This window comes from Erwinia psychrophila (assembly GCF_039023475.1).
In the GTDB taxonomy this organism is placed as follows: domain Bacteria; phylum Pseudomonadota; class Gammaproteobacteria; order Enterobacterales; family Enterobacteriaceae; genus Erwinia.
This window is the reverse complement of sequence record NZ_JBCHVB010000001.1, coordinates 1047974-1067811: the sequence shown is the minus strand read 5'-3', so window position 1 is coordinate 1067811 and position 19838 is coordinate 1047974. Positions and strand designations below refer to the sequence as shown.

Annotated in this window: 18 protein-coding genes; 9 read left to right on the top strand and 9 right to left on the bottom strand. The window is 55.9% G+C overall.

Features of this window, described 5'->3' with window-relative positions:
- Positions 1-25: 25 nt before the first annotated feature.
- Positions 26-664 (bottom strand): flavin reductase family protein, encoded by a 639-nt coding sequence (locus AAH446_RS04915; RefSeq protein WP_342905824.1) that lies wholly within the window; start codon positions 662-664, stop codon positions 26-28.
- 124 nt (positions 665-788) lie between these two features.
- On the opposite strand from AAH446_RS04915, the gene rlmF reads away from it, so the two are divergent.
- Entirely contained in the window at positions 789-1721 is a 933-nt protein-coding gene (gene rlmF / locus AAH446_RS04910) for a 23S rRNA (adenine(1618)-N(6))-methyltransferase RlmF (protein ID WP_342905567.1), read from the top strand.
- Positions 1722-1938: 217 nt separating this feature from the next.
- Here rlmF and glnQ read toward each other — a convergent pair whose 3' ends face one another.
- From glnQ to rhtA, 6 genes are all read right to left on the bottom strand, one after another.
- Complete coding sequence (glnQ, locus tag AAH446_RS04905; protein ID WP_342905566.1) at positions 1939-2661, bottom strand: glutamine ABC transporter ATP-binding protein GlnQ; 723 nt, start codon at positions 2659-2661, stop codon at positions 1939-1941.
- Positions 2658-3317, bottom strand: a complete 660-nt coding sequence (glnP, locus tag AAH446_RS04900; RefSeq protein WP_024967545.1) for a glutamine ABC transporter permease GlnP — start codon at positions 3315-3317, stop codon at positions 2658-2660. The genes glnQ and glnP overlap by 4 nt, the downstream gene beginning before the upstream one ends.
- 83 nt (positions 3318-3400) lie before the next feature.
- Entirely contained in the window at positions 3401-4147 is a 747-nt protein-coding gene (glnH, locus tag AAH446_RS04895; RefSeq protein WP_342905565.1) for a glutamine ABC transporter substrate-binding protein GlnH, read from the bottom strand.
- A 297-nt stretch (positions 4148-4444) separates the two neighbouring features.
- A complete protein-coding gene (locus AAH446_RS04890) occupies positions 4445-4711 on the bottom strand; it encodes a DksA/TraR family C4-type zinc finger protein (protein WP_342905564.1) in 267 nt (88 codons plus the stop codon).
- Between the two features lie 87 nt (positions 4712-4798).
- Entirely contained in the window at positions 4799-5302 is a 504-nt protein-coding gene (gene dps, locus AAH446_RS04885) for a DNA starvation/stationary phase protection protein Dps (protein WP_342905823.1), read from the bottom strand.
- A 378-nt stretch (positions 5303-5680) separates the two neighbouring features.
- The gene (gene rhtA / locus AAH446_RS04880; RefSeq protein WP_342905563.1) at positions 5681-6577 is read right to left on the bottom strand and encodes a threonine/homoserine exporter RhtA; all 897 of its coding nucleotides are present in this window, start codon (positions 6575-6577) and stop codon (positions 5681-5683) included.
- A 360-nt stretch (positions 6578-6937) separates the two neighbouring features.
- On the opposite strand from rhtA, the gene ompX reads away from it, so the two are divergent.
- From ompX to AAH446_RS04840, 8 genes are all read left to right on the top strand, one after another.
- Positions 6938-7450: an outer membrane protein OmpX gene (gene ompX / locus AAH446_RS04875; RefSeq protein ID WP_342905562.1), complete on the top strand. Its 513-nt coding sequence runs from the start codon at positions 6938-6940 to the stop codon at positions 7448-7450.
- 461 nt (positions 7451-7911) lie between these two features.
- A complete protein-coding gene (gene mntR / locus AAH446_RS04870; RefSeq protein ID WP_342905561.1) occupies positions 7912-8364 on the top strand; it encodes a manganese-binding transcriptional regulator MntR in 453 nt (150 codons plus the stop codon).
- Between the two features lie 26 nt (positions 8365-8390).
- Complete coding sequence (locus AAH446_RS04865; RefSeq protein ID WP_342905560.1) at positions 8391-9506, top strand: SLC13 family permease; 1116 nt, start codon at positions 8391-8393, stop codon at positions 9504-9506.
- A 104-nt stretch (positions 9507-9610) separates the two neighbouring features.
- The gene (locus AAH446_RS04860) at positions 9611-10759 is read left to right on the top strand and encodes an HlyD family secretion protein (RefSeq protein ID WP_342905559.1); all 1149 of its coding nucleotides are present in this window, start codon (positions 9611-9613) and stop codon (positions 10757-10759) included.
- Positions 10756-12324 carry a DHA2 family efflux MFS transporter permease subunit gene (locus AAH446_RS04855; protein ID WP_342905558.1) on the top strand — a complete coding sequence of 523 codons (1569 nt, stop codon included), beginning with the start codon at positions 10756-10758 and terminating at the stop codon, positions 12322-12324. The genes AAH446_RS04860 and AAH446_RS04855 overlap by 4 nt, the downstream gene beginning before the upstream one ends.
- A gap of 1 nt (position 12325) precedes the next feature.
- Complete coding sequence (locus AAH446_RS04850) at positions 12326-13879, top strand: efflux transporter outer membrane subunit (protein WP_342905557.1); 1554 nt, start codon at positions 12326-12328, stop codon at positions 13877-13879.
- A gap of 417 nt (positions 13880-14296) precedes the next feature.
- Positions 14297-15784, top strand: a complete 1488-nt coding sequence (locus AAH446_RS04845; protein ID WP_342905556.1) for a sugar porter family MFS transporter — start codon at positions 14297-14299, stop codon at positions 15782-15784.
- Positions 15785-15890: 106 nt separating this feature from the next.
- Positions 15891-17483, top strand: coding sequence for an ABC-F family ATPase (locus AAH446_RS04840; protein WP_342905555.1), 1593 nt, complete (start codon positions 15891-15893; stop codon positions 17481-17483).
- Positions 17484-17646: 163 nt separating this feature from the next.
- Here the strand turns inward: AAH446_RS04840 and moeB are convergent, their stop codons facing one another.
- On the bottom strand, positions 17647-18405 hold the full coding sequence (gene moeB / locus AAH446_RS04835) for a molybdopterin-synthase adenylyltransferase MoeB (protein WP_342905554.1): 759 nt from the start codon (positions 18403-18405) through the stop codon (positions 17647-17649).
- 2 nt (positions 18406-18407) lie between these two features.
- Positions 18408-19640, bottom strand: a complete 1233-nt coding sequence (gene moeA, locus AAH446_RS04830) for a molybdopterin molybdotransferase MoeA (protein ID WP_342905553.1) — start codon at positions 19638-19640, stop codon at positions 18408-18410.
- Positions 19641-19838: the final 198 nt, after the last annotated feature.

Genomic DNA, 19838 nt, shown 5'->3' with positions numbered 1-19838 from the left:
TCGGAGCCTGGCAAACCTGGGCGCGTCAGCCGGACGATTTTCTGGCATCCGGCCGCATCAGGTCAAAGCGCAGATCGTCGCTGATGGCGTAATAGGCGCTCGGTCCGCCAGCCCGCAGAATCGGCTGGGCTTTCGCCGTCTGGTAGATCCCCTCTTCCAGCAGGTTGGTATCAATGTGGATAGCGACCACTTCGCCCAGCACCATCCACTGCTCAAGCTTTTCGCCCGCAGCGTCCTCCAGCTGGATAAGCTGTGTCAGCCTGCACTCAAAATTGACCGGACTTTCGGCCACCATGCTCACGGCGACCTGGGTGCCCGGTATCGCCGTTAACCCCGCCAGCGCAAATTCATCCTCACCGTGCGGCACCGAGGCTGAACTCTCATTCATCGGCACCGCCAGCTCCCGGGTAGCCAGATTCCAGACGAATTCCCGCGTTTCGGCAATATTGGCCACGCTGTCCTTCCAGCCCTGGCTGGAGAAGCCGATAACCGGCGGCTTATAGTTAAAGCAGTTAAAGAAGCTGTAGGGCGCAAGGTTTCGCTCGCCGCTGGCGCTTTGTGAACTGATCCAGCCAATCGGACGGGGCCCGATAATGGCATTGAGCGGATCGTGAGGCAATCCATGGCCCAGGCGGGGCTGGTAAGAGTGGCGGGAACGCGTCATCATAACTCCTTAAAGGTGGCTGATTTGCCTATAGTAACCTGGCGTGATGGGAAAAAAGGCGGGAATTGTTTACGATTTTTACCGCAGCAGGTATCTTACGCGCCTTCAGACAAGAGAGCCGCCCATGAAAAAGACCGCCGAAAAGCACCCCCTTCACCCGCGTAACCGCCATCGCGGACGCTATGACTTCCCCGCGCTCATTCAGAGTCATCCGCCGCTGGCGGCCTGCGTGGCGGTCAATCAGTATGGCGATGAGTCCGTCGATTTCGCCGATCCTGCGGCGGTAAGGACCCTTAATCAGGCGCTGCTGAAGCACTTCTATCAGATTGAACAGTGGACTATCCCGGAAGGCTTCCTCTGTCCGCCCGTCCCGGGCCGGGCCGACTATATTCACCATCTGGCTGACCTGCTGGCGGAAGATAATCACGCCCGCGTTCCCCACGATCTGACGCTGCTCGACATCGGCTGCGGCGCTAACTGCATCTATCCGCTGATCGGCTACCGTGAATATGGCTGGCGTTTTACCGGCAGCGAAGTTAACGAAGAGGCGATGCGCGCGGCGAATGCCATTATTGCCGCCAACCCCGGCCTGAATCGTGGCGTTCGTCTGCGCCGTCAGAAAGATCCTCAGGCTATTTTCCAGGGGGTTATTCATAAAAATGAGCAATATCACTCGGTCATGTGCAATCCACCGTTCCACGCTTCCGCCAGCGAAGCACGGCAGGGCAGCCAGCGTAAGGTGCGTAATCTCGGCCTGGACAAACATGCGCCGCTGAACTTTGGTGGTCAGCAGGACGAACTCTGGTGCGAAGGCGGTGAGAAAGCCTTTATCAGCCGTATGATCGCCGAAAGCAGCCAGTTTGCTCGCCAGTGCGTCTGGTTCACTTCGCTGGTATCCCGTAAAGAGAACCTGCCGGAGCTGTGGCGCGCGCTGGAAGAGGCTGGCGCTGTCGCCGTGCGCACCGTGAATATGGCGCAGGGACAGAAGCAGAGCCGGTTTATCGCCTGGAGCTTTATGGAAAAGCCGGCCCGCGAACGCCAGATAAGCCATCGCTAGTCAGGCGGCAGCATCGGTTCAGCGGCAGTTGCAGGCGACTCAGACGCCTGCCTGAGCTGTTCGACCAGCACCGGTGGAGCGATACCTGGCATTAACGTCTCCCGTTACGACGCCGGTCTCAGCATCGAATTGGAAGTACAGTCGGGCGTGCGGATAGAAAGCTTTTTTGAGAACCCGGCGGGGAGGAGAGGGCGAACCGGGGTTCGCCCTGTGACAATCAGGAGACGTGCTGAAGGAATTCGCGCAGACGCGGGCTGGGTGGATTATCGATCAGTTCATCGGGGTGCCCATCTTCGGCAATACGCCCTTTATCAATAAAGATCAGGCGTGAGGCGACCTTTTTGGCGAAGCCGACTTCATGCGTCACGATCACCATCGTCATTCCTTCTTCAGCCAGATCCTGCATCACTTTCAGCACTTCATGACGCAGTTCCGGATCCAGTGCGGACGTCGGCTCATCAAACAGCATCATTTTCGGCTTCACCGCCAGCGCACGGGCGATAGCAACACGCTGCTGCTGTCCTCCGGAGAGTTCAGAAGGGAAGTGATGCGCACGTTCCGCAAGGCCGACTTTTCCCAGCAGTTCATGGGCCAGGCGGTGCGCTTCCGCTTTTGCCGTGCCGCGTACGCGGATGGGGCCAAAGGCGACGTTATCCAGCGCGTTCATCTGTGGAAAAAGATGAAACTGCTGGAACACCATGCCCGCTTCCTGACGGATCAGGCGTTCGTCCACTTTAGGATCGTTTACCTTCAGGCCATCAACGATCAGATCGCCGCTGGTGATCTCTTCCAGCTTGTTGATGCAGCGCAGCAGGGTCGATTTACCGGACCCGGAAGGGCCGATAATCACCACTACTTCACCCTGTTTGATAGTGAGATCGATATTGTGCAGAACCTGGGTCTGGCCGAAATGCTTGGAGACGTTTTTAAATTCAATCACAGGATTTTCATCCTTCTTTCAAGGCGACGCAGAACAAAGCTCAGCACCAGCGTAATAAACAGATAGATAACGGCCACGGCGCTCCAGATCTCCAGCGCGCGGAAGTTTCCGGCAATAATTTCCTGCCCCTGACGGGTCAGTTCGGCCACGCCGATAACGATAAACAGGGAGGTATCCTTAATGCTGACGATCCACTGATTGCCCAGCGGCGGCAGCATACGGCGCAGCGCCAGCGGCATAATGACGTAGCGCAACGTTTCGCGACGGGAAAGCCCCAGCGCCAGACCCGCTTCACGGAAGCCGTTATGGATAGAAAGAACAGCACCACGGGTAATTTCTGCAATATAGGCGCCGGAGTTGATCATAATAGTGACCACCGCCGCGCTGAAGGGATCGATGCGCAGATCGTTAAACGCCATCGGCAGGGCGAAGTAGATAAACATCACCTGAACGACAATCGGCGTACCGCGAATCAGTTCGATAAATACCAGCGCAATATTGCGCGACAGCCAGCCGCCATAAGCGCGGGCGAAGCCGGCTACCAGGCCGATAATCAGGCCGCCAGCAAGACCAAGGATAGAAATCCACAGGGTCAGTCGGGCGCCCTCAAGCAGGGCCGGGATAGATGGCCAGATGGCGCTCCAGTCAAACTGCATTATTTTTTCTCCGGATTAAAACCCGTCGGGCGGGTATGAAAGCGCGGGCGAAAGCTACCACCCGCGTAAAGTCAGAACAGGAATTATTTAGGCTCGGTGCCGAACCATTTTTTATAAAGGGTGTTGTAAGTGCCGTTTTCACGCAGCGTTTTCAGCGCGCCGTTCACTTTTTCACGCAGTTCGTTGCTGCCTTTCGGGAAGGCGATACCGTACTGCTGGGCTTCCAGCGAGTCGCCTACCGCTTTGAACTGGCCTTTGCCGGCAGTGTTAATAAAATAGAGGATGTTAGGCGTATCGTGCAGAACCGCGTCAGCGCGATTGGTGCCCAGTTCCATATAGGCGTTGTCGATATTGGGGAACTGGCGAAGGTTTTTCGATTTGATGTGCTCTTTTGCATAATTCACAGAGCCGGTGCCGCTTTTGACCGCCACAACTTTACCGTCAAGATCGTCAATGCTTTTGATTTCGTCATTGTTGGCTCTGACCATGACCTGCAGACCGCTTTTATAGTAGCCATCGGAGAAGTCGATAGCGTTTTTACGTTCGTCAGTGATCGTAATGCCCGCCAGCGCCACGTCGACGTTACGGGTTTGCAGGGCAGGGATAATACCGCTGAAGTCCATCGGCTTCAGGGTGTAGTCGAGCTTAAGCTCTTTCGCGATAGCTGCCCAGAGTTCCACATCAAAGCCAACATACTTACCGTCCTGCTTGAATTCAAAAGGAACGAAGGCGGTATCGGTAGCAACAACCAGTTTTTTTTCTGCGGCAGTTGCTGAAACGGCAAACGCCAGCGTCAGTGCGGCCAGGGAAAACTTAACAATCGACTTCATTATTTTATCCTTATTGCGGTCGGACAACGGCTTTGTCCGGTATCAATGCCAGCAGCCATATGAAAATATTATGCCAGCTTTTCAGACTGTAAGAAAAACAGCACTTTAAGTCAATTTTAATCCGCAGGCGGTAGGTTTTAAGAGGTGTGGCACCACTGTGGTGCGCTCATTTGGTGCAGTAGTTCCATAAAGGTGCACACGTTTTTTTAGCAAATCTGACAGTAAACACAATAGAGGATGCCGGCGAGGATAAAAAAAATGTTAATGAGATCGAATTTTTAAGTAATAAATTGAAAATTAACGAAGCTGGCTGTCTTTGCTACCGCGCCGGTTATAAAGCGAATTCGCCGCCTGCTGCTGGTCGCGCTTCTGCTGGCACTGAACGCAGTACTGCACGCCCGGCAGAGCTTTGCGCCTGGCTTCGGGTACAGGTTCACCACATTCTTCACAATACTCCGCGCTAACGCCCTCATAGACGGCCTTGCGGGCGCGGCTCACCGCATCATCAATCGTCGAGTCTATCTGCTGCTGTACGGCGTCATCACTTGCCCATCCGCTTGCCATCTTAACCTCCAACGTAAAAAGAGCAGATGAATGCTCATCTGCTCCCTGGTTGATGCTGACTGACCGCGTCAGACGCGGTGCAGGATCTTATTCAATATTGGCTTCGATGAACCACAGGAATTTATCCAGATCGCGGGATGCAGCAGTAAAGATGTCTGCCGTATCTTCATCTTCCACTTCATTGATTGCTTTACGCGTATCGTTAGCCACCACAGAATAACGCTCGGCCAGCGCCTTCAGGTGATCCTGTACGCTGTGAATGTTAAGCGGATAGCTTTTCAGTGGCGTTCTGTCATTAACGACCTGAGTAGTACCCAGTGCGACGCCGCCCAGCTGCACTACGCGTTCTGCAATCGTATCCTGATGGTCGGTAATGATGGTGCGGAAACCGTCCAGCATTTCATGTACACCAATAAAGTTAGCGCCACGCATGTTCCAGTGCGCCTGCTTGGTGATCAAAGAAAGATCAATAAATTCGGTGACCAGACGATTCAACACCTCAATGGTGGCTTTTTTATCTTCATCAGCCACATCGTTACGGGTGTAAATCAGATCAGAAGATTTCGTATTAACCAGTTTAGCGGTACTCATCATTAATATCCTCTTAATGGTCGGTTGTCCTAATTAAGTACGGGATAAAGTATAGCACCAGATCTCAGCTTTGCCGTTAAGAACTTACCTATTGGTCAGATAGCAGGCGCCTTAATGAAATAACCGGCTGGTTTGCCAGTAAATAATTAAAGCTGAATGAGAGTGATTAATATTCTCCCTTACTGGCGCGGCCCGGTAGCGCACTGTGCAGCGAAAAAAGCACTATTAGCTGGCATAAACGCAGCGGGCAAAAATCTGAGTGCATTTCCATAAAGCATAGCGAAGGCTTATTGTCTTACTCAGTCCTGCTATTAATTAAATTTCGCACATTACGGTAAAGTTCGTCCGCCGTTTTCAGCAAGACGAAACTTAATATGACTATTTATTCAAATGTTCGCTAATGGGCGCCATTTTCGGCTTAACCGGACGCAGCGTCAGGGTTGCGCCAGCTGATGCCAGAACGATCGCCAGCAGGCCAAGCCACTGCACCAGCGTCAGCACCTCACCCAAAAACAGCATTCCGGAGAGGGCAGCCATGGCCGGTTCAAGACTCATCAAAGTGCCAAAACTTTTAGCCGGCAGGCGGGTAAGCGCCACCATTTCAAGTGAATAGGGCAGCGCGCTGGAGAGTACGGCGACGGCCAATGCCACCGGGATAAGGGAGAGATCCCAGATTCCGCTGCTGGCATAAGCCAGCCCGAGCGGAACGAAGATCGCGGAGGCAATCAGCGATCCCATCGCGACGGTGGCGGGACCGTGTTCTGCGCCGGCCCGCTTGCCGGTAAGAATATAGAGGGCCCAGAAGGCTCCGGCCAGTACGGCGAGCATCGCCCCTTTTGGGTCGACGCCGGAAATGCTTTGTCCCAGCGGCAGCAGCAGCCACAGCCCCAGCAGCGCCAGCAGCACCCAGAGGAAATCGGGCGGCCGGCGCGCGCTGGCCAGCGCCAGGGCCAGCGGACCGGTAAATTCCAGCGCAACGGCGACGCCCAGCGGCACGGTACGCAGCGCCAGATAAAAGGTATAGTTCATCCCCCCAAGCGCCAGGCCATAAAGCAACAGCGGCAGCATCTGCTGGCGGCTGAAGCGCAGCCGCCAGGGCTTGAAGATAATACAGAGGATTAGCGTGCCGAGTCCCAGACGTAAAGCGGTGATGCCTGGTGCCCCAACCACAGGGAAGAGCGTTTTTGCCAGGGCGGCACCCCCCTGAATAGAGGTCATGGCAATCACAATGACCAGTACGGGAAGCCAGATGGCAGATTTAGAAGAAGAAGACATCCTGTTCAGCCTTAGTAATCCATCATTAGGGGATAAGTGGCAGTGAGTTTACTGGAGTGCGAAATAAAACGGAGAGTTCTGCCTAAAAAAAAACGCGAAAAGTGCTGAAACAGGGCCAGTTAAGTAAAGAAACGTCAGAAAGAATTAAGAATTATCTCAATGAACAATTTTTTACATTATTAAAAGGCAGGCAGGGGAACTCATGAAAAATAAGACAAATGAATGACATAGATTACTTCATTAACCTTCTGTTACACCAAACAATGTCTTGGACAACAAAATCAGGGCAGAGTTTCTCGCTAAGGTTTGTTATATTTTCAGCGTTGTCAGGAGAGAAGTACTTTCACATTTGAGGTGGTTATGAAAAAAATTGCATGTCTTTCAGCTCTGGCTTGTGTACTGGCAGTTTCTGCTGGTTCAGCAATGGCGCAAAGCACAGTTACCGGTGGTTATGCTCAAAGCGATATGCAGGGCGTGGCAAATAAAGCTAACGGCTTCAACCTGAAGTATCGTTATGAAAACGGCAGCGATCCGCTGGGCTGGATCGGCTCTTTCACTTACACCGAAAAGGACAGTACCGAAGCGGGCGTTTATAATAAAGGCCAGTACTACGGCTTCACCGGTGGTCCTGCTTACCGTCTGAACGACTGGGCGAGCATCTACGGCGTTGTAGGTATCGGCTACGGTAAATTCCAGCAGAACGGCACCACCGTTCGTGATAAAGCTGACTCCAGCGACGTGGGTGTTTCCTACGGTGCAGGCCTGCAGTTCAACCCAATGCAGCATGTTGCACTGGACGTTGGCTATGAGCAGAGCCGCATCCGTAACGTTGACGTTGGCACCTGGATTGCTGGCGTAGGTTACAGCTTCTAAGCTGCCGCTGCCAGCCCAGTCTGGCAGAGAGAAAAAATCCGCTCCCAGGGAGCGGATTTTTTTTGGCTGAATTAAAGCAGCGCCGGCTTTTTTTGCGTCAGCATCTCAAGCAGCATCAGCCGCAGCGTGAACGGGGAGCGGCAGAAGAGCTTCAGCAGTAGAGGAATTTTCATTCTGTTATTCTCCCGCAGTAATGAGTGGCGTCAGCAACAATAAGCGTGCTGGCGATGCAGCACCCACAGCCCACCCAGGATGATAATCAACGGCAGCATCAGCAGCCGGTTCATTCGGTGTGTTCATTGAACAAAACGCGCGTATTATAATCAGGTATAGCACAGGCTATATTATGTAGCCAGAGCTATTACGCGAAAATTTGTGCTTCGTCGTGCTTCGTTTACAATGAGTCACCCAGAGACTGATGCAGCAGCAGTACGCGTTAGTGATAATAAAGAGGAAGCTTAATGAGTCGTCGCGCAAAAAGTACCGTGCCTGCGCCACTGAAAGAGATCGAAGAACATGTCGAAGGCTTTCGCCAGGTACGTGAAGCACACCGTCGCGAGCTGATTGATGATTACGTTGAGCTGATTTCCGATCTGATCCGTGAATTTGGCGAGGCCCGCCAGGTGGATATGGCAGCGCGTCTGGGCGTTTCCCAGCCAACGGTGGCGAAGATGCTTAAGCGTCTTGCGACCGGCGGTCTGGTTGAACAGGTTCCCTATCGCGGTGTCTTTCTAACGCCGGAGGGCGAGGCGCTGGCCGAAGAGAGCCGCAAGCGACACTACATTGTGGAAACCTTTCTGCTGGCGCTGGGAATCAGCCCCGATACGGCGCGTCGCGATGCAGAAGGTCTTGAGCACCACGTCAGCGATGAAACGCTGCTTATTTTCCAGAAATTTTACGAAAGTCGTCAGTAAACTTTTCACGCTTGCGGTGAGCCCTGATGGGAAAGCTGTTCAGACCTTTTCTGCACGATCGTTTCCTGCATCTGTTAATCCTGCTGGGCCTGCTGCTGGCGGGCTTCTCCTCTTTTTCGCTGCGGGAGCTGCCCGCAGCGGTTGACTGGCCGACCATCATCACCCTGTGCGGTTTGCTGATGTTGACGAAAGGCATTGAGGCCAGTGGCTATTTTAACGTGCTGGGTCGCCGGCTGGTAAGGCGCTTCCATCACCAGCGGAGCCTGGCGCTCTTTCTGACTTTCTCTGCGGCGCTGCTTTCCACCTTTCTGACCAATGATGTGGCGCTGTTTATCCTGGTGCCGCTCACCCTGTCCCTTCGGCGCTATGCTGCGCTGCCGGTGTCACGCCTGATTATTTTTGAAGCGCTGGCGGTTAACGCCGGTTCGCTGTTGACGCCCATCGGTAATCCGCAAAATATTCTGCTGTGGCGGCACGGCGATCTGGGTTTTGCTGCCTTTACCGGACAGATGTTGCCGCTGGCAGCGGTGCTGGTCAGCAGCCTGCTGCTGCTGACCTGTGTCTGTTTTTCCTGCCGCCGTATTGAACTGACAGACCAGCACGACACCAGCGGCTGGCAACGCCCGTTACTGATTGCCAGCGTACTGCTCTATCTGCTCTTTGTGGTTTCGCTGGAGATGGACAGGGCGCTGTGGGGAATGTTGGCGATCTTTGCCGTGTTCCTTGTCATGGCACGCCGTATTCTCCTTGAGCTTGACTGGTCTCTGCTGGTGGTGTTTATCGCCATGTTTACGAATGTATTTCTGCTGACCCGGATACCTGCACTTCACGCTTTACCTCAGCAGATTACGCAAATGTCGCCAGGCAGCCATTATCTTCTGGCGGTCGGCCTGTCGCAGCTCATCAGCAACGTGCCTGCGACCATTTTGCTGCTCAGCACGCTGCCCGCGAATATGCTGCTGGCCTGGGCGGTCAATATTGGCGGCTTCGGCCTGCTTCCCGGTTCGCTGGCAAATATTATTGCGCTGCGGATGGCGAAAGATCGCCGTATCTGGTGGCACTTCCATCTTTACTCTCTGCCGATGCTGCTATGGGCGGCAGCGGTTGGCTGGGGGCTCTTTTTAATCACCGGATCGGGCTAATCCTGGTTCGTAAAGAAATGCTGGCATTTGTCAGTTTACGTCCTATTGTTATAGCAGCGTAAATTCTGCGGCCCGGCCCGGGCTGCCGTAAACTGATGAGAACTATGGCTAATCAATCAACTTCTTCGCCAGAGGATGAGCAGCATTCTCAGGCTGACAATCAGCATGATGACCCGCAGCAAAATGAGAATGATCGGGAGGACCAGCCGGAACGTAAACGTCCCGGCAAGAAGCCGCTGATTATTCTGGCGGTGGTGGTGGTTGTCATGATTATCGTCGGACTCTGGTTCTGGCTCACAACCCGCAATATTGAAACCACGGATGACGCCTTCACGGAAGCGGATGCGGTCACGATCGCCCCTAAAGCTTCCGGCTATGTGACGGAACTTCGGGTAAAAGATAATCAGCGGGTGAAGAAGGGCGATCTGCTGGTGGTGATCGACCCGCGCGACAGTCTCGCCCAGCGTGACCAGGCGCAGGCGCAGCTTGGACTGGCCCGGGCGCAGCTCCATCAGGCGCAGGCGTCGCTTGAGCTGGCTAAAGTGCAGTATCCCGCGCAGAAAGATCAGGCGCTGGCCCAGCAGGCGAAAGCGGAAGCGAACCTGCTTAACGCCGAAGCGGACTATAAACGGCAGCGCGGCGTCGATCCCCGCGCCACTTCCCAACGCAACATCGACGCCGCCAGCGCCCAGCTGCGCAGCGCCCGGGCCGGGCTGGCAAGCGCTAAAGCCCAGGTGGAAGTGGCTTCGCAGATCCAGCTACAGATCCAACAGCAGAAAACGAACGTGGAAGCCCGTCAGCGCCAGGTAGAGCAGGCGCAGGCTCAGCTCAATACGGCGAATCTGAATCTCTCCTATACCCAGGTCCTCGCGCCTTACGACGGTTTTGTGACTAAGCGTAACGTGCAGGTGGGCACGCTGGTGCAGGCTGGCACTGCACTCTTCTCGCTGGTTTCACCCGATGTCTGGATTACCGCCAATTTCAAAGAAACCCAGCTTGAGCATATGAACCCTGGCGACAAGGTGGAAATCACAGTAGATGCCTGGCCGGATATGAAGCTGGAAGGGCATGTTGACAGCATCCAGATGGGATCCGGATCGCGCTTCTCGGCGTTCCCGGCGGAGAATGCCACCGGTAACTACGTGAAAATCGTGCAGCGTGTGCCGGTAAAAATCGTGATTGATAAGGGGCTCGATCCCAATCAGGCGCTGCCGCTGGGGCTGTCGGTAGAGCCGAAGGTCACGGTAAAATGAGTCAAGGCCAGAGCTGGCAACCGGCCAGTAATCCCTGGCTGGTCGCGATGACGGTGACGCTGGCGGTGTTTATGGAGATCCTGGACACCACTATTGTTAACGTCGCGCTGCCGCACGTGGCGGGGTCGCTCTCATCCAGCTACGATGAATCCACCTGGGTTCTGACCTCTTATCTGGTTGCTAACGGCATCGTGCTGCCGATCTCCGCCTTTCTCAGCCGCGTGTTTGGCCGCAAGCAGTTTTTCCTGATCTGCATCGTAATGTTTACCGTCTGCTCCTTTCTTTGCGGCATTGCCACCGAGCTGTGGCAAATCATCCTGTTCAGGGTGCTGCAGGGGTTTTTCGGCGGCGGACTTCAGCCGGTACAGCAGTCCGTGCTGCTTGATTACTTTAAGCCTGCCGATCGCGGCAAGGCGTTTGGCCTCTCCTCGATTGCGATTATCGTCGCGCCGGTGCTGGGCCCAACGCTCGGTGGCTGGATCACCGATAACTACAGCTGGCGCTGGGTCTTTTTCATCAATATTCCCGTTGGCATTTTTAGCGTGCTGGCGATTTATCAACTGCTGGAAGATCCGCCGTGGGAGCGTAAGTGGGCGAAGGATAAGCTGAGCATCGACTATATTGGCATCAGCCTGATTACGCTCGGGCTGGGCTGCCTGCAGGTGATGCTCGACCGGGGTGAAGATGATGACTGGTTCAGCTCCAGCTTTATCGTCACCTTCGCGATCCTGACCGCCATCGGCCTGGTGGGCGCCGTATACTGGCTGCTGTATGCGAAGAAGCCCGTGGTCGATCTGCACTGCCTGAAGGACCGCAACTTTGCCGTCGCCAGCGTGCTGATGGCGGGAATGGCCGCTATTCTCTACGGCAGTTCGGTCGTCATTCCCCAGCTGGCACAGCAGGATTTAGGCTATACCGCCACCTGGTCAGGGCTGGTGCTTTCGCCCGGTGCGATCCTGATCGTGCTCTCTATCCCGCTGGTGCTCAAGCTGATGCCGGTTGTGCAGACTCGCTGGATTATCGCTTTCGGCTTTACCTGCCTGTTCGTCTCGTTTATTTACTCGTCGACGCTGACGCCGGACGTCGATTTCGCCACGCTGGTAATGATGCGCAGCGCGCAAACGATCGGACTGGGCTTTCTGTTTGTGCCGCTCACCACCATCGCCTTTGTCACCATTCCACAGCGGCTGAACGCCGACGCCTCGGCGCTGTTCACCATGTGTCGCAACGTGGCGGGGTCGATCGGCATATCCCTTTCTACGGCGATGATTACCGAACGGGAGCAGGTGCACAGCGCGCATATGGTGCATAACATGTCGCCGCTGAATGAGCCCTTTAATCTGACCGTGGAGCGCTGGGCGCAGTCGGTGAAAGACTTCACCACCATGGTCGGCGATCCGGTCACTATCGCCACCGGTCAACTCTACAGAGAGATGATCGCTCAGGCGCGCATTCTCGCTTATATCGACGTTTTTATGGGGCTGAGCATCGTTGCGCTGATTCTGATTCCTTTTTGTTTACTGCTTGCGCCTATTAAGAGCGAGGGCAGTGCTGGAGCACACTGACATGAACGTTTCGCCGTTATTTATAGGTTCGCGGTCCGGCCTGGCGCTGGCTGTGACGCTCGCCCTGTCGGCCTGTTCGGTCGGACCGGACTATCAGAAACCGGTGCCGTCCACGCCGGCCGCTTTTAACGCTATGGCGTCGCAGGAAGGCTCGCGCCCTCTGGCCGCGCAGACTAACCCTGACTGGTGGCGATCCTTCAACGACCCTGAGCTGAATAGCCTGATTGATCGTGCGATTGCCGGTAACTTATCTCTCCAGCAGGCGGTACTGCGTATTGCGGGTTCGCGCCAGCAGCTTAATCAGGCGCGGGGTGCCTGGTTTCCATCGGTGAACGGCAATCTGTCAGCGAACCGGCAGCAGCTTGGCGTGAAGGGCGCTCTGGAAGCGAACGGCATCTATGACCAGGCGGATAGCGTCGATCCCGAACTTCGCACGGCGCTGAACGGCTTAACTCAGCCGGTTACGCTTTATCAGGGCAGCTTTGACGCCTCATGGGAGCTGGACTTGTGGGGTAAGGTGCGCCGTCAGGTTGAAATGGCCGGCGCGCAACAGCAGCAGTCCATCGAAAATCGTAATGACGCGCTGGTGTCGCTGGAGGCGGAGGTGGCGCGCACCTATCTGCAACTGCGCGGTGGCCAGTCAATCGTTCAGACGCTCAGCACGCAAATCGAGGTTGCCCAGCAGACGTTTGAACTGACCCAAAGCCGGCAGCGTAACGGGCTCTCTCCGCAGCTGGACGTGGAGAATGCCCGCGCCCAGCTCAGCTCGCTGAAGGCGCAACTGCCGCAGTATCAGTCGCAGATCCGTCAGGCGATGAACGGGCTGGCGGTGCTAACCGGCAGGCCACCCGGCGCGCTGGATGCGGAGTTAATCACCAGCAAGCCGCTGCCGCCGCTGCCGGAAGCGGTGCCGGTAGGGCTACCTTCTACCCTGGCGCGTCGCCGGCCCGATATCCGGGCGGCAGAAGCCGAACTTCATGCGGCAACGGCGGGTATAGGCGTCTCTGTAGCCCAGCTCTTCCCCGATCTGTCGTTGACCGGGCAGTTTGGCATGCGTAACACCGACATCAGCTATCTCGATAACTGGAGCAGCCATTTCTACAGCTTTGGCCCGGCTATTTCGCTCCCGCTGTTTCAGGGCGGCAGGCTGGTTTCCAGCGTGAAGCTCGCCCGAGCGGAGCAGGCCAGCGCCGCGCTTAGCTACCGGCAGACCGTACTGACTGCGTTGCAGGATGTTGAGAACGCGCTGGTCAGCTACCGTACCGATCAGCAGAGGGCGGAGGAGCTTGAGCGGACCGTTGAGGCGATGCAGAACGCGTTCGATCTGGCGAATGACAGCTATAGCAAAGGCCTCTCCTCATTCATTGACGCGCTGGACGCGCAGCGTCAGTTAGCTCAGGCGAAGCAGCAGGCCGCCACAGCCAGGGTGCAGAGCAGCCTGGATCTCGTGGCGCTTTACAAAGCGCTTGGCGGCGGCTGGGAGCCGTATCAGAACGTGACGCTGCCGGAATTTTCCGTCTTTGGCCCGGCGGAAAGTCCGGGTCGTCAGGGGTAACCCTTTCTGCATCTCTTCTGTTAACCGTACCCGCCGGGCAGAGAACCTTTTGCCCGGCGGGTACGGCCTTTTTCACCTCAGTATCACCCTCCAGCCCGACAACGGCAGCTCCAGCTGAAATGAATAGTGATAACGTTATTAGGGTTAAATGAAATATTTAACCCGAAAAAGGTATGGTTAACGCTTTTGGCTGAGAGCAGGAATTACCATCATGAACAAGCAACCTCGTGTTTTAATGCGACTCTCATCATAAAGATGACAGGCGAGTGCGATCTGTGCCGCAAAATTTAATTTTCATAGTTATATGAAATGAAAAAAAAGATCTAAATTGGTTGCCATAGCAGGTGAATGTCGCGCAAACGTTTCATTCCCCGACCATCTCCTTCCACCAGGCAAGAAATGAGGTCACAGAACGTTATGGCAAAAGAACAATATCTCACCCCCAATAAGGCTTCGGGGCCGAACAGTCAGACGCGCACGGAGCCCTTCGTAAAAGTTGTGGCGGCCGTGGCGACGCTGGGCGGCCTGCTGTTTGGCTATGACACAGGTGTGATTTCAGGCGCGCTGCTCTTTATGGGCGATGAGCTGCATCTGACGCCGTTTACGACCGGTCTGGTCACCAGCTCACTGCTGTTTGGTGCCGCTTTTGGCGCGCTGCTCTCCGGCCATTTTGCCGCTGCGGCCGGGCGTAAGAAAATCATCATCACCCTTGCCGTCATCTTTGCCATAGGCGCACTCGGCACCTCGATGGCGCCGGACGTGGAGTGGATGATTTTCTTCCGCCTGGTGCTTGGCGTGGCGGTCGGCGGCGCGGCGGCCACCGTGCCGGTCTATATTGCTGAGATGGCTCCCGCCAACCGGCGCGGTCAGCTGGTGACCATTCAGGAGCTGATGATCGTCTCCGGGCAGATGCTGGCCTATATCTCCAATGCGGGGTTTAACGCGGCGTGGGGCGGACATGATACCTGGCGCTGGATGCTTGCGGTTGCCACTATTCCCGCCGTGGCGCTCTGGTTCGGCATGATGTTTATGCCCGACACGCCAAGATGGTACGCCATGAAAGGCCGCCTGGCGGAAGCGCGTCGCGTGCTGGAACGGACCCGGGCGAAAGGAGACGTGGAATGGGAGCTGACGGAAATTGAGGAAACGCTGGCGGAGGACGAAAATCAGGGGAAACCCAGCCTGAAAGCGCTGAAAAAACCCTGGCTGTTCAAACTCTTTTTAATCGGTATCGGCATTGCGGTGATCCAGCAGCTTTCCGGCGTGAACACCATTATGTATTACGCGCCTACCATGCTGAAGGCAGTGGGCATGAGTACGGATACGGCGCTTTTCGCCACTATCGCCAACGGCGCGATCTCCGTTCTGATGACCTTTGTCGGCATCTGGCTACTGGGGCGGATTGGGCGCAGGACCATGACCATGATCGGTCAGTTCGGCTGCACCGCCTGCCTGCTGTTTATCGGCGCCGTCAGCTATCTGATGCCGGAAACCATCAACGGCCAGCCGGACGTGATGCGCGGCTATATGGTGCTGCTGGGAATGCTGATGTTCCTCAGCTTTCAGCAGGGCGCGCTGTCGCCGGTTACCTGGCTGCTGCTCTCGGAAATATTTCCCACCCGCCTGCGGGGGATCTTTATGGGCGGGGCGGTATTCGCCATGTGGATTGCCAATTTTATGATCTCGCTGGCCTTCCCGATGCTGCTGGCCTCGGTCGGCCTGTCTGGCGCTTTCTTTATCTTTGCGTTTATCGGCCTGTTTGGCGCGCTCTTTGTCATCAAATGCGTGCCGGAAACCCGTAACCGCAGCCTGGAGCAGATTGAACATTACCTGCATGGTTGGCTAAGCAGCGATGTGAAAACCCCTCAGATGCCGCCTGCGAAACGAGAAGTGAAAAGCCACTGAGGAAACTCTCTGAAGCACGCAGGGGTGGCGGTGTATTCGCCGCCCCTTTTTTTTGGCATAATGCGCGCTGATTCACACTCCCACATCGCAAACGAAAGGCAATCCTGTGCTAGTTTCCAGCAACGTCACCATGCAGTTTGGCAGTAAGCCGCTGTTCGAAAACATCTCTGTCAAATTTGGCGGCGGCAACCGCTACGGCCTGATCGGCGCTAACGGTAGCGGCAAGTCCACCTTTATGAAAATCCTGGGCGGCGATCTTGTCCCGTCCGCCGGCAACGTCTCTCTCGATCCGAACGAACGTATCGGTAAGCTGCGCCAGGATCAGTTCGCCTTTGAGCAGTATACCGTGCTGGATACCGTCATCATGGGCCACGGCGAGCTGTGGGAAGTGAAGGAAGAGCGTGACCGCATCTACGCACTGCCTGAAATGAGTGAAGATGATGGCTATAAAGTAGCCGATCTCGAAGTCAAATATGGCGAAATGGATGGCTACACTGCCGAAGCGCGTGCCGGTGAGCTGCTGCTGGGCGTGGGTATTCCGCTTGAGCAACACTACGGCCCGATGAGCGAAGTAGCGCCGGGCTGGAAGCTGCGTGTCCTGCTGGCGCAGGCACTTTTCTCTAATCCGGAAATCCTGCTGCTCGATGAGCCAACGAACAACCTGGACATCGATACTATTCGCTGGCTGGAGCAGGTGCTGAACGAACGTAACAGCACCATGATCATCATTTCGCACGACCGTCACTTCCTGAATATGGTCTGCACCCATATGGCCGATCTGGACTACGGCGAGCTGCGCGTTTATCCGGGCAACTACGATGAGTATATGACGGCGGCGACCCAGGCACGCGACCGTCTGCTTTCCGATAACGCCAAGAAAAAGGCGCAGATTAACGAGCTGCAATCCTTCGTCAGCCGCTTCAGCGCCAACGCCTCAAAATCCCGCCAGGCAACCTCGCGGGCTAAGCAGATAGATAAAATCAAGCTGGAAGAGGTAAAAGCATCAAGCCGTCAGAACCCGTTTATCCGCTTCGATCAGGATAAAAAACTGTTCCGTAATGCGCTGGCGCTGGAAGCCGTGACCAAAGGTTTCGAGCAGGGTCCGCTGTTTAAAAACCTCGATCTGCTGCTGGAAGTGGGCGAAAAGCTGGCTATTCTCGGCCCGAACGGCATCGGTAAAACCACGCTGCTGAAAACGCTGGTAGGCGAACTGCAGCCCGATAACGGCACGGTGAAGTGGTCTGAAAACGCGCGCATCGGCTATTACGCGCAGGATCACGCCCATGATTTCGCTAATGACCTGACGGTATTCGACTGGATGAGTCAGTGGAAGCAGGAAGGCGACGATGAGCAGGCGGTTCGCAGTATCCTTGGCCGCCTGTTGTTCAGCCAGGATGATATTAAAAAGCCCGCTAAAGTGCTTTCCGGTGGGGAAAAGGGACGGATGCTGTTCGGCAAGCTGATGATGGAAAAACCGAACGTGCTGATTATGGATGAGCCGACCAACCACCTCGATATGGAATCGATCGAAGCGCTGAATATGGCGCTGGAGATGTACGAAGGTACGCTGATTTTCGTTTCGCATGACCGCGAATTCGTCAGTTCACTTGCCACCCGCGTGATCGAAATGACGCCAGGCAAGCTTAAAGACTTTACCGGCAACTACGAAGACTACCTTCGCAGCAAAGGTATCGCCTGACGGAAAGGGAGCGGAAACGCTCCCTTTTTTATATTTTTCGCTTACGAAGATGACCCTGACAGCCAGGATGTTGCCTGACGAAAAACGCGAACGGCGCGCTTATTTTACCTCAGGCTGAAGCGCGCCGTTCACGCAGAGGCGTTGGGCCCCGGCCTGCTGCTGTTCAGGCGGGCTGGCCGCAGACCTCGCAGGCCGGATCTTTGCCCACTTTCATTTCGCGGAACTGGAGCGTCATCGCGTCATAGATCAGCAGTTTGCCCGCCACGCTGCTGCCATAGTGCGTCAGCACACGAATTGCCTCCATCGCCTGTAGCGACCCAATCACCCCCACCAGCGGGGCCATCACGCCCGCCTCAACGCAGCTTAAGGTGGCATCGCCAAAAAGCCGGCTGATGCAGCGATAGCAGGGCTGCGCTTCCTGCCAGCTAAAGACGCTAATCTGCCCCTCCATGCGGATAGCCGCCCCGGAAACCAGCGGGGTTTTATGCGCAAAACAGAGGCGGTTAAGCTGTTCCCGAGTGGCTACATTATCCGTACAGTCCAGCACCACATCATGCCCGGCGACCAGGGCGCTGAGCGCTTCATCATCAAGCTGGGCGTTGATTGCCTGAAGCGTGATATGCGGATTGATGGCGCTCAGCCGCTGACGTGCAGACTCCACTTTTGGCACGCCCAGTTGGGCATCGCCGTGCAGCGTCTGGCGTTGCAGATTGGAAAGGGATACCTGGTCAAAATCCAGCAGAGTCAGATGGCCTGTTCCGGCGGACGCCAGATAGGGGCTGGCGGCGCAGCCCAGTCCGCCAAGACCCACAATCAGCGCCCTGGAAGCTTTCAGCTGCTCCTGACCTTCGAAGTCAAACCCCCGCAGCACAATCTGGCGATTGTAACGCAGGATCTCTTCGTCGCTGAGTTCCGGCAGCATAACTACCCCTCCAGCAGCACGTTAAAGGGCTCCACATCCACCCATTCGCCCGGTGCCACGCTGCCGCGATCGCGCTCCAGCACAATAAAACAGTTGCCCTGGCTGAAGGAGCTGAAAACGTGCGATCCCTGCGGGCCGGTACTGCGTACCTCAAGCTCGCCCTCCGCATTGCGCGTCAGGATACCTCGCTGAAAATCGAGTCTTCCCGGCGACTTTTTAAGTTTTTCGGCGACTTTTACCCGCTGGCGTGGAGGGAGCGCCGGGCCCGGCTCGCCGGCAAGCTTCGCCAGCAGTGGCTGAACCAGCTGATAGAAGGTCAGCGCGGCGGAGACCGGATTACCCGGCAGACCGCAGAACCAGCTCTGCTTAAGCCGGCCAAAAGCAAAAGGTTTACCGGGCTTGATCGCCAGCTTCCAGAAGGTAACTTCGCCCAGCGACTCCAGCATCTGTTTAGTGTAATCCGCTTCGCCCACGGAAACCCCGCCGCTGCTGATCACCACATCGGCCTGGCTGTCTGCCCGTTCAAAAGCCGCACGCAGCGCTGTGGGATCGTCGCGAATAATACCCAGATCGATCGTTTCACACCCCAGCTTGTCCAGCATAAGCCGCACCGCAAAGCGGTTAGTGTCATAAATTTGCCCCTCTGCCAGCGGCTGTCCGACGGGCTGAAGCTCGTCACCGGTCGAGAAGATGGCAACTTTCAGCCTGCGCCGGACTTCGACACTGGCGATGCCCAGTGAGGCGAGCAGCGGCAGCTCCGCCGCGCCCAGTCGTATACCCGCGTCGAGCACGCCAGCACCCTGCTGAATATCTTCACCGGCAAGACGGATATTCTGCCCGGCGTTTACGGCGGCAGTAATGCGGATCCTGTCACCCACCTGTTCCGTTTCTTCCTGCATAACGACCGCTTCCGTACCTTCTGGCACCGGCGCGCCGGTCATAATGCGGATACAGCTGCCAGGCGACCAGTCGCCGCGATAGGGCGTACCGGCAAATGCCTTGCCTGCTATCGCCAGCGGACCGGTTTGGAGATCCGCGAGGCGAACGGCGTAGCCATCCATAGCCGAATTGGCAAAAGGGGGAACGTTTAGTGGAGAGATCACGGATGAGGCCGTTATCCGGCCCGCTGCGGCGGTAATGGGGATCGTTTCCGTTTCTGTAACAGGGGTAATGCGCATCAGCATTGTCGCCAGTGCGTCGTCGAGGGAAATAAGTCCCGCGGTGAAGGATTCCATAAAGTCTCCGGCGTGCCCGGATGAAGGGGCAGGCGTTAAAATCAGATAGCGCTATTATGGCGCGAATCAGGTTTTGGGTCACGAAAACCCCACGCGGCTCTCCACTCAGACTTTTCCCTGGCTGTCAGCCTGCCAACATTATGCTTTACATCACTTTACAGCCTGCCTATAGTCGAAAACGTGTCTAAACTGATTGAA

Bases quoted from the DNA above. Each gene is read 5' to 3' on its own strand.
- mntR (WP_342905561.1), top strand. From the start codon at position 7,912: ATGAGTCGTCGCGCAAAAAGTACCGTGCCTGCGCCACTGAAAGAGATC.
- glnH (WP_342905565.1), bottom strand. From the start codon at position 4,147: ATGAAGTCGATTGTTAAGTTTTCCCTGGCCGCACTGACGCTGGCGTTT.
- AAH446_RS04850 (WP_342905557.1), top strand. From the start codon at position 12,326: ATGAACGTTTCGCCGTTATTTATAGGTTCGCGGTCCGGCCTGGCGCTG.
- moeB (WP_342905554.1), bottom strand. From the start codon at position 18,405: ATGCTGCCGGAACTCAGCGACGAAGAGATCCTGCGTTACAATCGCCAG.
- AAH446_RS04855 (WP_342905558.1), top strand. From the start codon at position 10,756: ATGAGTCAAGGCCAGAGCTGGCAACCGGCCAGTAATCCCTGGCTGGTC.
- glnP (WP_024967545.1), bottom strand. From the start codon at position 3,317: ATGCAGTTTGACTGGAGCGCCATCTGGCCATCTATCCCGGCCCTGCTT.
- AAH446_RS04845 (WP_342905556.1), top strand. From the start codon at position 14,297: ATGGCAAAAGAACAATATCTCACCCCCAATAAGGCTTCGGGGCCGAAC.
- dps (WP_342905823.1), bottom strand. From the start codon at position 5,302: ATGAGTACCGCTAAACTGGTTAATACGAAATCTTCTGATCTGATTTAC.
- AAH446_RS04860 (WP_342905559.1), top strand. From the start codon at position 9,611: ATGGCTAATCAATCAACTTCTTCGCCAGAGGATGAGCAGCATTCTCAG.
- AAH446_RS04890 (WP_342905564.1), bottom strand. From the start codon at position 4,711: ATGGCAAGCGGATGGGCAAGTGATGACGCCGTACAGCAGCAGATAGAC.
- ompX (WP_342905562.1), top strand. From the start codon at position 6,938: ATGAAAAAAATTGCATGTCTTTCAGCTCTGGCTTGTGTACTGGCAGTT.
- rhtA (WP_342905563.1), bottom strand. From the start codon at position 6,577: ATGTCTTCTTCTTCTAAATCTGCCATCTGGCTTCCCGTACTGGTCATT.
- AAH446_RS04865 (WP_342905560.1), top strand. From the start codon at position 8,391: ATGGGAAAGCTGTTCAGACCTTTTCTGCACGATCGTTTCCTGCATCTG.
- moeA (WP_342905553.1), bottom strand. From the start codon at position 19,640: ATGGAATCCTTCACCGCGGGACTTATTTCCCTCGACGACGCACTGGCG.
- rlmF (WP_342905567.1), top strand. From the start codon at position 789: ATGAAAAAGACCGCCGAAAAGCACCCCCTTCACCCGCGTAACCGCCAT.
- AAH446_RS04915 (WP_342905824.1), bottom strand. From the start codon at position 664: ATGACGCGTTCCCGCCACTCTTACCAGCCCCGCCTGGGCCATGGATTG.